The organism is Streptomyces sp. NPDC005775 (assembly GCF_042871565.1).
GTDB lineage: Bacteria > Actinomycetota > Actinomycetes > Streptomycetales > Streptomycetaceae > Streptomyces.
This window is the reverse complement of record NZ_JBIAIU010000025.1, coordinates 1-13,942: the sequence shown is the minus strand read 5'-3', so window position 1 is coordinate 13,942 and position 13,942 is coordinate 1. Positions and strand designations below refer to the sequence as shown.

Below are 13,942 nucleotides of genomic sequence, written 5' to 3'. Positions count from 1 at the left end.
TGACGAAGGCGGCGAGCGCCCGGCACGATGGCCGGGCGCTCGCCGCCTCGGAACTGCTGGGTCCTGCGATCAGCCGACCTCGGGGTCGCCCTTGGTGTACGAGAGCCGCTCGACCTGTCCCGGCTGGAACTGGTCCTCGACCTTCTTGCCGTTGACGAAGAGTTCGATCGATCCGGCGTTCCCGAGAACGAGGTCGACGCGCTCCTTGTCCTGGAACGTCTTCGACTCGCCCTGCTGGAGGGTTCCGTCGAAGAGGGACCGGCCGTTGTGGTCCTTGGCGGAGATCCAGCTCTTGCCCTGGCTCGCGCTGAGCCTGACCGTCACCTTGTCCTGGGGCGCTGCCGCGATGGCACTGTCCGAGGGGGCCGGCTTGGGATCGACGGGCTTGCTGGACGCCGGCTTGGGTGTGATCTTGTCGGATGTCGGGCCTTCGGCGACCTGGCCGGCGGTCGAGGGCTCGTCACCGCCCTTGAAGAAGGTGAAACCGACGAATCCGACGACGGCCACGATGGCCGCGACCATGGCCGCGGTCCAGTTGGGCCGACGCGGTTCCGAACGGATCCGCTCAGCTTCGAACAGTGGTGCTGCCGGTGTGGGTGCGGGACGGCCGCCGCGCTCGGCGTCGTACTGCGAAACCAGCGGTTCCGGATCGGTGCCTACGGCACGTGCGAGCGTTCGGATATGGCCGCGGGCGTACACGTCGCCGCCGCAGCGGGAGAAGTCGTCCTCCTCGATCGCGTGCACGATGGGGATGCGCACCCGGGTGGACGTGCTGACCTCTTCGACCGTGAGACCTGCGGCGATGCGAGCCTGCTGAAGCACTCGACCGATCGAAGGGCGGTCGTCTTCGGGGGAGTTGCCGATGGACACGGGGGCGCCTTTCGAGCGTGAGCCACCTGCTGGGTGTTCAGTCTAGGGGGGGTACGAAAGGGTGGGGCAACCGGGAGGGACGACTTTGTACGCCATCAGATTCGAACAGAGTCGGATCAGCCGGACCGCCCCGGGAAGGAACATCCTGCTGTCCCTCCCTTCAACTTGACGTACGGCTCGGCGAAACGGTTGCTCGCAAAAAGCTTACGAACCGGTTTCCCCGCGGATCAGTGCCAACACCCCGTCGAGCTCGTCCGGTTTCACCATGACGTCGCGCGCCTTGGAGCCCTCGCTCGGCCCGACGATGTTCCGCGACTCCATGAGGTCCATCAGCCGGCCGGCCTTCGCGAACCCCACCCGCAGCTTGCGCTGGAGCATGGAGGTGGACCCGAACTGGGTGGAGACGACCAGCTCAGCGGCCTGGCAGAGCAGATCGAGGTCGTCGCCGATGTCCTCGTCGATCTCCTTCTTCTGCTTCGTCCCGACCACCACGTCGTCGCGGAAGACGGGGGCCATCTGGTCCTTGCAGTGCTGGACGACCGCCGCGACCTCGTCCTCGGTGACGAAGGCGCCCTGCATACGGGTGGGCTTGTTCGCCCCCATCGGCAGGAACAGCCCGTCACCCTTTCCGATGAGCTTCTCGGCTCCGGGCTGGTCGAGGATGACGCGGCTGTCGGCCAGCGACGAGGTCGCGAAGGCGAGCCGGGAGGGCACGTTCGCCTTGATCAGACCGGTGACGACGTCCACGGATGGCCGCTGGGTGGCGAGCACCAGGTGGATTCCGGCGGCGCGGGCCAGCTGGGTGATGCGGACGATCGAGTCCTCGACATCACGGGGGGCCACCATCATGAGGTCGGCCAGCTCGTCGACGATCACCAGCAGGTACGGGTACGGCGACAGCTCCCGCTCACTGCCCTCCGGCGTCTTGAGCTTGCCGGTGCGCACGGCGTGGTTGAAGTCGTCGATGTGCCGGTAGCCGAAGGCGGCGAGGTCGTCATAGCGCAGGTCCATCTCGCGCACGACCCACTGAAGGGCCTCGGCGGCCTTCTTGGGGTTGGTGATGATCGGCGTGATCAGGTGGGGGATGCCCTCGTACGCGGTCAGCTCGACGCGCTTGGGGTCGACCAGGACCATCCGGACGTCCTCCGGCGTCGCCCTTATCATCACCGAGGTGATCAGGCAGTTGATGCAGGAGGACTTCCCGGAGCCGGTCGCACCGGCCACCAGGACGTGCGGCATCTTGGCGAGGTTCGCCATCTCGTAGCCGCCCTCGACGTTCTTGCCGAGCGCGACGAGCATCGGGTGGTCGTCCTCAGCCGCGTCCGCGAGCCGCAGCACGTCGCCGAGGTTGACCATCTCCCGGTCGGAGTTGGGGATCTCGATGCCGACGGCGGACTTCCCCGGAATCGGGGAGATGATCCGGACGTCCGGGCTGGCGACGGCGTACGCGATGTTCTTGGCGAGCGCCGTGATCCGCTCCACCTTCACGGCGGGCCCGAGCTCCACCTCGTAGCGCGTCACCGTGGGACCGCGGGTGAAGCCGGTGACCGCGGCGTCGACCTTGAACTCGGTGAACACGTTGGTCAGGGACGCGACGATCGCGTCGTTGGCGGCGCTGCGGGTCTTGCCGGGGCCGCCGCGCTCCAGCAGGTCGAGCGACGGCAGCGAGTAGGTGATGTCGCCGGAGAGCTGGAGCTGCTCGGCCCTGGACGGCAGCGGCTGCGACTGCGACCTCTCGGGGGCCGGCTTGGTCAGGTCGGGCACGCCCCCGGACGGCGAGGCGGCCCTCTCCCCCGGCCTCCGGGCGGGCTCCGCCTCCCGGGCGCCGGGCACCGGAGTGCCTGTGCGCTCCCGGTCCACGGACACGCCCTGGGTGAGATCGGCGACGACCGGCGAGGGCGGCATCCCGTTGAGCACCGCCCCGTCGAGCGCGGCGGCCGCGGCGGCCGCGACGTCCACGGCGTCCATCGTGCGGTTCATCGCCGGCTGCACGGAGGGCCTGCGCGGCCTGCGGCGCTTGGAGAGCGCGTCGCTCTCCGCGCGGTCGGCGTCGTACTCCTCGGGCGCCTCGGAACGGCGCACGGAGGAACGTCGCGAACGGGCGGGCAGCGACTCACGCCACTGTTCGTCGTACCGCTCGTCGTCGTCCTCGTCCAGCGCCTCCGGGTCGTACACCGGGTCGATGATCCCCAGCTTGGAACCGAGGAGCCGCAGCCGCTGCGGAATGGCGTTCACCGGGGTCGCCGTCACGACCAGCAGTCCGAAGACGGTCAGGAGCAGCAGCAGCGGTACGGCGAGCACCTCGCCCATGGTGAAGATCAGCGGCTTGGAAGCGGCCCAGCCGATGAGGCCGCCCGCGTCCTGCATGGCCTCGGTGCCGTCCTCGCGCCCCGGCGATCCGCATGCGATGTGGACCTGCCCGAGCACGCCGACGACCAGCGCGGAGAGCCCGATGACGATCCGGCCGTTGGCCTCCGGCTTCTCCGGATAGAGGATCAGCCGTACGGCGACGGCGCCCAGCAGTATCGGCACCAGGAGGTCGAGCCGGCCGAACGCCCCGGTGACGAGCATCTCGACGAGGTCGCCGACCGGGCCGCGCAGGTTCGACCAGGTGCCCGCGGCGACGATCAGCGCGAGGCCGAGGAGCAGCAGCGCGACGCCGTCCTTGCGGTGGGCGGGGTCGAGGCCCTTGGCGCCGCGTCCTATGCCGCGGAACATCGCGCCGACGGCGTGGGCCGCGCCGAGCCAGACGGCGCGCACCAGGCGGTACACACCGCTGGTGGGCGACGGCGCCGGCCTGGGCGCGGCGGCCTTCTTCGCCACCGCCTTCTTCGCCGGTGCTTTCCTGGCGGGGACTGTCTTCTTCGCCGCGGTCTTCCTGGCGGGCGCGGCTTTCTTCGCCGCACCCGGGCCACCGCCGACGCGCTTCGCGGTGCCCGCCGTGCCCTGGGAACCCTTGCCGGACGTACGTGAGGCCATGGGGCCGAGGTTACCGGTGTCTGCGGCAGTGAACACGTGCGCGTGCCGGTTCACCCGACCGTGTCGCCGTACGGCGGCCGCAAACTGACGCGCCCTCACCGGTGACCTGACGTGGAACGCCGGACGCCCGGAACGGTCCGGGGGGGGCGGAGCCCGGCCACCGACCGGCCGCACTCTCCGGCCAGTTGCCGCCACGCCGCACCGAAGGGCCCCGCGGAAAGGGGCGGTCCGCCCTGCGGCCGCGTTACGAGGAGAGGGTGGCGGGTCCGCCGCCGGTGCCGGGCTCCAGCGCGTCCAGCGCCCGGCGCAGGCCGGTCAGCTTCCGTTCGAGGTGAGCGGCGGTGGCCACGGCCGCGGCGTCCGCAGACTCGTCGTCCAGTTGCTTGGAGAGGGCCTCGGCCTGCTCCTCGACTGCCGCGAGCCGTGCGGAGAGTTCGGCCAGCAGTCCGGCGGGCTCCTTCTCGCGGTGCGCGCCCCCGTGTCCGCTGCCCTCCAGCTGGAGCCGGAGCAGCGCCGCCTGCTCACGCAACTGGCAGTTCTTCATGTACAGCTCGACGAAGACCGAGACCTTGGCGCGCAGCACCCAGGGGTCGAAGGGCTTCGAGATGTAGTCCACCGCACCGGCCGCGTAACCCCGGAAGGTGTGGTGCGGACCGTGATTGATCGCGGTGAGAAAGATGATCGGGATGTCCCTGGTCCGCTCCCGCCGCTTGATGTGCGCCGCGGTTTCGAAACCGTCCATGCCCGGCATCTGGACATCCAGCAGAATGACCGCGAAATCGTCCGTCAGCAGCGCTTTGAGCGCTTCCTCCCCTGACGATGCCCGCACCAGTGTCTGATCGAGCGCAGAGAGGATGGCCTCCAGCGCCAGCAGATTCTCCGGCCGGTCATCGACCAGGAGGATCTTGGCCTTCTGCACCATGGCCCGCCCTCCTCGCCCCGGCATTGCACCGGGCGCCGCCCCAGGGGACGGCTCCCTTGCGCCGTCCGTCCTTGTGCCGGTCATGGTAGCCGCACCCCGCCCGGCACCACACCCTGTCACCGCGATGTCACTGTGCACACAGGGAAAACGCGGCGAGAGACCAGAAGGTTCCCCGGAAACCGCGCTCCCACACTCCTCCCGACGGGGTCAGTCAACAAATCACGATCGATGCCCGCAATTAGCGATCACTCTCCGCGCATCCACTGCTCCATAACCGACAGAAGATGATCGGAATCGACCGGCTTGGTCACGTAATCGGATGCTCCGGACTCGATCGCCTTCTCGCGGTCGCCCTTCATCGCCTTCGCGGTCAGCGCGATGATCGGCAGACCGGCGAACTGCGGCATCCTGCGGATCGCCGTGGTCGTCGCGTAACCGTCCATCTCCGGCATCATGATGTCCATCAGCACGACCGTCACATCGTCGTGCTGCTCCAGGACTTCGATCCCCTCGCGCCCGTTCTCCGCGTACAGCACCGAGAGGCCGTGCTGCTCCAGCACGCTGGTGAGCGCGAAGACGTTACGGATGTCGTCATCGACGATCAGCACCTTCTCACCGCCGAACCGGAACGTCCTGCGGGCCTCGACGGGCTCCTCCTGGCCACCGAGCGTCCACGGCTCCTGCGGGGCTTGCCTGTCCGGCGAGGGGGCTGCCCGGTGCGGCAGCGCGGGCTGCTGCGGCGCACCGCCCAGAGCCTTGCGGCGACGCCTCATCAGCCCTGCCGCGCCACCCGCGTCGTGTGCGCCCCCCTGGTCGTGTGCGCCCCCCGGCATCCCGGAAGCCTCCCCGAACGTCTGGAAGCCCTGCCCGGGGCCCGCCTCCGGCAGCCGGCCGCTCTCGACCGCGGCACCATGGATCTCGATGGGGCCGGGGCCGATCTGCGGGTATCCCTGCGGCGGCAGTTCGCTCGGGTGCAGCGGCAGGTACAGCGTGAACGTCGAGCCGCGGCCGGGCTCGCTCGCCGCATGGATCTCGCCACCCAGCAGCCGCGCGATCTCCCGGCTGATGGAGAGGCCGAGGCCGGTCCCGCCGTACTTGCGGCTGGTCGTCCCGTCCGCCTGCTTGAACGCCTCGAAGATCACCAGCATCTTGCTGGACGCGATCCCGATACCGGTGTCCGTCACCGAGAAGGCGATCAGGTCGGCGTCGGCGTCCCGCAGCGAACCGGCTTCCAGCAGCTGTTCCCGGATGGCGTCGGGCACCTCGGCACCGGCGTGCCGGATCACCAGCTCGACGGCGCCGCTGTCGGTGAACTTGACCGCGTTGGAGAGGAGATTGCGCAGCACCTGAAGCAGTCGCTGTTCGTCGGTGTGCAGCGTGGCCGGCAGTTCCGGTGACACCCGTACGGAGAAATCCAGCCCCTTTTCCGCTGTGAGCGGCCGGAACGTCGCCTCGACGTAGTCGACCAGCTGCACCAGCGCGATCCGGGTCGGGCTGACGTCCATCTTGCCCGCCTCGACCTTCGACAGATCGAGGATGTCGTTGATCAGCTGGAGGAGATCGGAACCGGCTCCGTGGATCGTCTCGGCGAACTCCACCTGCTTCGGGGACAGATTGCCCTCGGCGTTGTCCGCGAGGAGTTTGGCCAGAATGAGCAGTGAGTTGAGCGGTGTCCGCAACTCGTGCGACATGTTCGCCAGGAACTCGGACTTGTAGCGCATGGAGACGGCGAGCTGTTCGGCGCGTTCCTCCAGGACCTGGCGCGCCTCCTCGATCTCGGTGTTCTTGACCTCGATGTCGCGGTTCTGCTGGGCCAGCAGCTCGGCCTTCTCCTCCAGTTCGGCGTTGGACGCCTGGAGGGCCTTCTGCCGGTTCTCCAACTCCTGCGACCGGTCGCGCAATTGCTCGGTGAGCTCCTGCGACTGCTCCAGCAGCTTCTCGGTCGTGGTGTTGACGCTGATCGTGTTGACGCTTGTGGCGATCATCTCGGCGAGCTGGTTGAGGAAGTCCCGCTGGATGTGGGTGAACGGCTGGAACGAGGCCAGTTCGATCACCCCGAGGACCTTTCCCTCGAAGAGCACCGGCAGCACGATCACGTGCGCGGGCGGCGCCTCGCCGAGACCGGAGGAGATCTTCAGGTATCCCGGCGGCACGTTGTCCACCTGGATCGTCCGCTTCTCCTCGGCCGCCGTGCCGATGAGCGTCTCCCCGGGCCGGAAGGACGTCGGCATGGAGCCCGCCGAGTAGCCGTAGCTGCCGCGCATACGGAGCTCGTACGCGCCCTCCCTGTCACCCTCCGCACCCAGCGCGTCGGTGTCCCCGGTCGCCGTGGCGAGGAAGAAGGCGCCGTGCTGCGCGGAGACGACCGGGGTCAGCTCGCTCATGATCAGCGAGGCCACGTCGTCCAGATCGCGCCGCCCCTGCATCAGGCCGGAGATCCGGGCGAGATTGCCCTTCAGCCAGTCCTGCTCCTTGTTGGTGGCGGTGGTGTCGCGCAGGTTGGCGATCATCGTGTTGATGTTGTCCTGGAGGGACTGGATCTCTCCGGCCGCGTCCACATCGATCTTGAGATTGAGATCGCCCCGGGTCACCGCGGTCGCCACGGCCGCGATGGCGCGCACCTGACGCGTCAGGTTCCCGGCCATCTCGTTCACCGACTCGGTGAGGTCGCGCCAGGTGCCGTCCACGTCGCGCACCCGCGCCTGGCCGCCCAGCTGCCCCTCGGTGCCCACCTCGCGGGCCACCCGGGTCACCTGCTCGGCGAACGAGGACAGCCGGTCGACCATCGTGTTGATGGTGTTCTTCAGCTCCTGGATCTCACCACGCGCGTCGATGTCGATCTTCTTGGTGAGATCGCCCTCGGCGATGGCCGTGGTGACCGTGGCGATCTGGCGCACCTGCCCGGTCAGGTTGGACGCCATCGAGTTCACGGACTCGGTGAGGTCCTTCCACGTACCGGAGACACCGGGAACCCTCGCCTGGCCGCCCAGCTCGCCCTCCGTGCCCACCTCGCGGGCGACCCGCGTCACCTCGTCGGCGAACGACGACAGCGTCGTCACCATCGTGTTGACGGTGTCCGCCAGCTCGGCGACTTCGCCGCGCGCCTCGACGGTGACCTTCTTCGTCAGGTCACCATTGGCGACCGCGGACGAGACGCGGGAGATGTTCCGCACCTGACTGGTCAGGTTGTTGGCCATCAGGTTGACGTTCTCGCTCAGGTCCTTCCAGATGCCCGTCGCGCCACGCACCCGGGCCTGGCCGCCGAGGATGCCCTCGGTACCCACCTCCCGGGCGACCCTCGTCACCTCGTCACCGAAGTTCATCAGCTGGTCGACCATCGTGTTCACCGTCGTCACCAGTTCGAGGATCTCGCCCTTGGCGTCGACGGTGATCTTCTTGGAGAGGTCACCGTTGGCGACCGCGGTGGTGACCTCGGCGATGTTGCGGACCTGGAGGGTCAGGTTGTTCGCCATGCCGTTGACGGACTGGGTCAGGTCCTTCCACGTACCGGACACGCCCTGCACCTCGGCCTGACCGCCGAGAATGCCCTCCGTGCCCACCTCACGGGCGACCCGCGTCACCTGCTCCGCGAAGTTCGAGAGCTGGTCGACCATCGTGTTGAGGGTGTTCTTCAGCTCCAGGATCTCGCCGCGCGCGTCCACGTCGATCTTCTGCGACAGATCGCCCCGCGCCACAGCCGTGGCGACCTGGGCGATGTTACGGACCTGCGCGGTGAGGTTCCCGGCCATGCCGTTCACCGAATCGGTCAGATCGCGCCACACGCCGGCCACGCCGGGAACCTGTGCCTGACCGCCGAGGCGCCCGTCCGTGCCCACCTCACGGGCCACCCGGGTCACCTGCTCGGCGAAGGCGGAGAGCTGGTCGACCATCGTGTTGATGGTGTTCTTCAGCTCCAGGATCTCGCCGCGCGCGTCCACGTCGATCTTCTGCGACAGATCACCCCGCGCCACCGCCGTGGTCACCTGCGCGATCTGGCGCACCTGGGAGGTCAGGTTCCCCGCCATGAAGTTGACGGAGTCCGTGAGCTCCTTCCACGTACCGCTGACGCCGTCGACCCGCGCCTGCCCGCCGAGGCGGCCCTCCGTACCCACGTCACGCGCCATCCGCGTCACCTGGTCCGCGAAGGAGGACAGCTGCGCCACCATCGTGTTGACGGTGTTCTTCAGCTCCAGCATCTCGCCGGCCACGTCGACGGTGACCTTCTGCGACAGATCACCGTTGGCGACCGCGGTCGTCACCTGCGCGATGTCGCGCACCTGACCCGTCAGGTTGCGGAAGGCCGTGTTGACGGAGTCCGTGAGGTCCTTCCAGGTGCCCGCCGCGCCCGGCACCTCGGCCTGGCCGCCCAGCCGGCCCTCGACGCCGACCTCCCGGGCCACCCTGGTCACTTCCGAACCGAAGGACTGGAGCTGGTCGACCATCGTGTTGACGGTGTTCTTCAGCTCCAGCATCTCGCCGGCCACGTCGACGGTGACCTTCTGCGACATGTCACCGCTGGCCACCGCCGTCGTCACCTGCGCGATGTCCCGCACCTGGATCGTCAGGTTGCGGAAGACGGTGTTCACCGAGTCGGTGAGGTCCTTCCAGGTGCCCGCGGCGCCCGGCACCTGCGCCTGCCCGCCGAGCACACCCCCGCCACCGACCTCGCTGGCCACGCGGGTGACCTCGTCCGCGAAGGTGCGCAGCGTCTCGGTCATCTGGTTGATCGTCTCGGCGAGCTGGGCGACCTCGCCGCGTGCGCTCACCCGCACCTTCTGCGACAGATCACCGTTGGCGACCGCCGTCGTCACCTCCGCGATGCCACGCACCTGGGAGGTGAGGTTCCCCGCCATCGTGTTGACGGAGTCGGTCAGGTCCTTCCAGACCCCGGCCACACCCGGCACCGTCGCCTGCCCGCCCAGTTCGCCCTCGGTACCCACCTCACGGGCGACGCGGGTCACCTCGGAGGAGAACGAGGACAGCTGGTCGACCATCGTGTTGACGGTGTTCTTCAGCTGCGCCATCTCGCCGGCGACATGGACGGTGACCTTCCGCGACAGGTCGCCCTTGGCCACCGCCGTCGTCACAAGGGCGATGTCGCGCACCTGCGCGGTCAGCCGGTACGCCATGGTGTTCACGGAGTCCGTGAGGTCCTTCCAGGACCCGGACATCCCGCGCACCTGGGCCTGGCCGCCCAGCTTGCCCTCGGTGCCCACCTCGACCGCGACCCGCGTCACCTGCTCGGTGAACGCCGACAGCTGGTCGACGAGGTTGTTGACGGTACGGGCGACCTTCAGGAACTCGCCGCGCAGCGGCCGTACCGTCTCGTCCGCCGTGTGCGAACGCAGCTCCATCCGCTGTTCGAGATCACCGTCGGCCACCGCCGACAGCACCCGTCCGACCTCCGAGACCGGACGCGCGAGATCATCGACCAGCTCGTTCGACGCGTCGATCGCGGCGGCCCAGGAGCCCTCGCAGGCGCCCGTCTCCAGCCGCTCGGTGAGCTTGCCCTCCCGGCCGACCACCCGCCGCACGCGCGCGAGCTCACCCGTGAGGTGGACATTGCGGTCGGCGACCTCGTTGAAGACCGCCGCGAGCTCGGCCATGACACCGTCGCCGGACACGGTCACACGCCTGCGGAAGTTCCCGTCACGCATCGCCACCAGACCGGAGAGCAGTCTGTTGAGTGCGGCGGCGTCGACTTCGACGGTTCCATTGCGCTGCTTCTTCACGGGCTGTCCGCCTTTACTGCGCGTGCCTGTTCCCCGCGCCGCCACGTCAGACTCCACCGTGTCCCTCCCGCAGGGGTTGACCGAATCACTCGGGCCTTGTCCGAGAGCTTGCCCAGATCCTCTGTGGCTCACCGCCACTGCCCACCGTCGACGGGTGACCATGAGGACGTCAAATCGTTGAAACGTACCAGGCCGGAACCTGTGGGGGTGCAACCTCCCATGGTTGTCCCACATCCCTCCGGAGGGAAGCCCACACTTGTCCGGTCACAGGCCTGTTCCTGCCCGTCCTTGCCCGAACCCGGCCCTCGTGTATCCGGCACCTGCACGGAGCGTCTAGCCTGGCAGGCGAATCGAAGCGGCGAGAAACGGGCACAGGACTCGGGGAAGCGACGAGACACCAAATGGGGAGTGCTGTGATCACGGCGCGCGCGGCTGCCACCTTCGACCCGGTGGGGCGCTCCGTCGCGACGGCCCGCGCCTTCGTCCGGGACACCCTCCAGGGGTGGGGGTACACCGATGTCGTCGACGACGCCGTGGTCCTCACCAGCGAGCTCGTCACGAACGCGGTGGTCCATGCGGGCACGGCGGCGGACGTACTCTGCCTGCGCACGGACGAGGGCGTCCGGGTCGAGGTCTCCGACCACTACCCGGAACGGGAGATTCCGCTCCAGTCCACCGCGCTGGACTTCGGCAGCCCCGACCGCGAGGGCGGCCGCGGCCTGCTCCTGTGCGCGGCGCTCGCTTCCCGCTGGGGAGTCGAGTACTCCCCCACGCACAAACATGTCTGGTTCCAGCTCGATCTCCCCGACCGCCCGGTGGGCATCCGCTCCGCGGGCCCCCTGCTTCCGGTGGACCTGCTCCCCGTCACCGACGAACGGGTCAGGGTCGCCGTCGTGCAGATCGACAGTTCGGGCTCCATCGCCGCGTGGAACGACGACGCCTCGTTTCTGTTCGGGCACACCGCGGAGCAGGTCACCGGCAAGCAGTTCACCGACTTCACCGCCTGGCCGCAGACCCCGGGCACCAACACCGGCATCGCCGACGCGCTGCGCCTCTCCCGCTGGGAGGGCAGCTACGGCGTCCGTGCCGCCGACGGCCGCACGATCCAGGTGTACGGATCCCACTTGCGCGTCCGTGACACCGGGGGCGAGCCCTCGACGGTGTGCCTGCTGGTACGCGACTACGAACGCGCCGTGCTCCAGTCACCGGTACGCACTCCGGTCTCCGACGCGACCACCGAGAGCCGCACGACGGACCCGTTCGAGGTCTTCATCGGCTCCCCCGCCCCCGACGACCTCGACGGACTGCTCCAGCGCACCGTCGAACGGGCCCGCGACATGCTCGACGCCGACGCCGCGTTCCTGCTGCTCGCGACGGACGACGAGACCGAACTGGAGGTACGGGCCACGACCGGCCTGCCCTCCGCCCGCCAGCGCTTCGCACGGGTCCCCGTCGAGGCCGGCACCGGACGGTACGGCTCCGCACGCATGCCGGCCGTCCACGAGGACCTCGACGCCGTGCCCGGCGCCGTCCCCCTGCTCGGCGACACGGGCATGCGCTCGGTGGTCACGGTCCCGCTGAAGGTCGAGGGCCGCCTGACGGGCTCCCTGGGCGTCGCGGCCGAAGCCGCCGGCCGGTACTCGAACGAGGAGGCGCTGCGCCTCCAGTTCGCCGCCGACCGCATCGCCCTGGCGGTCGAATCCGCCCGCCTGGGAGAGTTGGAACGGCTGCGCCGCGGCTCGCTCTCGTTCCTCGTCGAGGCGTCCGACCTGCTGGCCGGCACGCTCGACCGGGACCAGACACTCGCCCTCATGGCGCAGATGACCGTTCCCACCCTGGCCACGTGGTGTGCCGTCTACACGATCGCGGACCAGTCCTCGGACCCGTACCTCTCCTACGTGCTGCACGAGGACGAGGAGCTCATCGACGGCCTCAAGGCCCTGCTTTCCAAGATCTCGCCGCCGGACCCGGTGCCGACTCCCGGCGCACGTATCTGGTCCGCGCCCTCCGAGGCCGCCCATGAGGCGGCGCTGCGCACCTCGATGCGCAGCATCGGCCTCGGAGACCCGGGCGGCCTCGGCGCGGGCATCCGCTCGACACTCGCCACCGCGGCCGCGGTGGGCGGGGAGACCGTGGTCCTCCCACTCGTCGCCCGCAACCGGGTCATCGGCATGCTCACGCTCGGCAAGCCGTCCGACGACCACTTCCGCCAGGAGATCCTGGAACTGGCCGAGGACCTGTCCCGCCGAGCCGCCCTGGCCCTGGACAACGCCCGCCTCTACTCGGAGCGCACGGCGATCAGCCAGTCCCTCCAGCGCAGCTTGCTGCCCCCGGGCCTGCCCGACGTCCCCAATGTCGAGATCGAGGTCATCTACCGGGCAGCCGGCGAGGGCAACGAGGTGGGCGGCGACTTCTACGACGTCTTCCCGATCCGTGACGGCGCCTACGGCTTCGCCATCGGCGACGTCTGCGGTACGGGCCCCGAGGCGGCGGCGGTGACGGGCCTGGCCCGGCACGCCCTGCGCCTGCTCGCCCGCGAAGGCTTCGGCGGTCCCGCCGTCCTGGAGCGGCTCAACGCCGCCATCCTCGACGAGGGCGCCCGCAGTCGCTTCCTGACCCTCCTCTACGGGGAGTTGTGGCCGCAGGAGAACGGCAGCGCCCTTCTCAAGGTGGTCTGCGCCGGTCATCCGCTGCCGCTGCGCCTGCGCCAGAACGGCTCGGTCGAAGCGGCGGCGGAACCCCAGCCCCTGCTGGGCGTCATCGAGGACCTGGAGCTGTACGAGCAGACGGTGACTCTGGACCCGGGCGACGTCCTCCTGTGTGTGACCGACGGTGTCACCGAACGCCGGGAGGGCACGCGCATGCTCGGTGACGACGGCCTGGCGGACGTACTGGCCAACTGCACGGGTCTCACCGCGGGTGCGGTGGCGGCACGCATCCTGCGGGCGGTGGAGCGATTCGCCGCCGAGCCGGCCTCGGACGACATGGCCATCCTCGCGATGCGCGTCCCCGAGCCCCCGGTCGCTGTATAACGGGCCGGCGCCGGACGGTCGGGAACACCTCCGGATACGAGAAAGGCCCCCGCCATGTGGCGGGGGCCTTTCTCCTGTACGAGCCCCAATGCGGAATCGAACCGCAGACCTTCTCCTTACCATGGAGACGCTCTACCGACTGAGCTATTGGGGCCTTGCTGCCCTGCGGCAACGAGCTAAAGCATACCCTGAATCGGGGGGTGCGCAAAACCGCCTGTCGCACCGTCACCACCCGGCCCCACCAGCCCTGTTCCCACGCAGGGCCCTCTCCCTGGCGACTCCCCCACCACGTGCGCCGGCGAACTGGTCGGGAACGCAGAAAAGCCCCGTGCCACAAGGGCACGGGGCTTTCTACAATAATTGTTCGGCGGCGTCCTACTCTCCCACAGGGTCCCCCCTGCAGTACC

Annotated in this window: 5 protein-coding genes and 1 tRNA gene; 1 reads left to right on the top strand and 5 read right to left on the bottom strand. The window is 69.2% G+C overall.

Annotated elements, in window-relative coordinates; all coding sequences use genetic code 11:
• Window positions 1-69 precede the first annotated feature (69 nt).
• From ACFYPA_RS35820 to ACFYPA_RS35805, 4 genes are all read right to left on the bottom strand, one after another.
• Entirely contained in the window at window positions 70-870 is an 801-nt protein-coding gene (locus tag ACFYPA_RS35820) for a RodZ domain-containing protein (RefSeq protein ID WP_359087069.1), read from the bottom strand.
• 204 nt (window positions 871-1,074) lie between these two features.
• Window positions 1,075-3,849 carry a DNA translocase FtsK gene (locus tag ACFYPA_RS35815; protein WP_359320403.1) on the bottom strand — a complete coding sequence of 925 codons (2,775 nt, stop codon included), beginning with the start codon at window positions 3,847-3,849 and terminating at the stop codon, window positions 1,075-1,077.
• A gap of 244 nt (window positions 3,850-4,093) precedes the next feature.
• Window positions 4,094-4,771, bottom strand: coding sequence for a response regulator (locus tag ACFYPA_RS35810; RefSeq protein WP_359320406.1), 678 nt, complete (start codon window positions 4,769-4,771; stop codon window positions 4,094-4,096).
• 245 nt (window positions 4,772-5,016) lie between these two features.
• Window positions 5,017-10,503: a HAMP domain-containing protein gene (locus tag ACFYPA_RS35805; protein ID WP_359087075.1), complete on the bottom strand. Its 5,487-nt coding sequence runs from the start codon at window positions 10,501-10,503 to the stop codon at window positions 5,017-5,019.
• A 401-nt stretch (window positions 10,504-10,904) separates the two neighbouring features.
• Between ACFYPA_RS35805 and ACFYPA_RS35800 the strand changes: the two genes are divergently transcribed.
• Window positions 10,905-13,535: a SpoIIE family protein phosphatase gene (locus ACFYPA_RS35800; protein WP_359087077.1), complete on the top strand. Its 2,631-nt coding sequence runs from the start codon at window positions 10,905-10,907 to the stop codon at window positions 13,533-13,535.
• Window positions 13,536-13,616: 81 nt separating this feature from the next.
• Here the strand turns inward: ACFYPA_RS35800 and ACFYPA_RS35795 are convergent.
• Window positions 13,617-13,689 (bottom strand) — tRNA-Thr (locus ACFYPA_RS35795).
• Window positions 13,690-13,942: the final 253 nt, after the last annotated feature.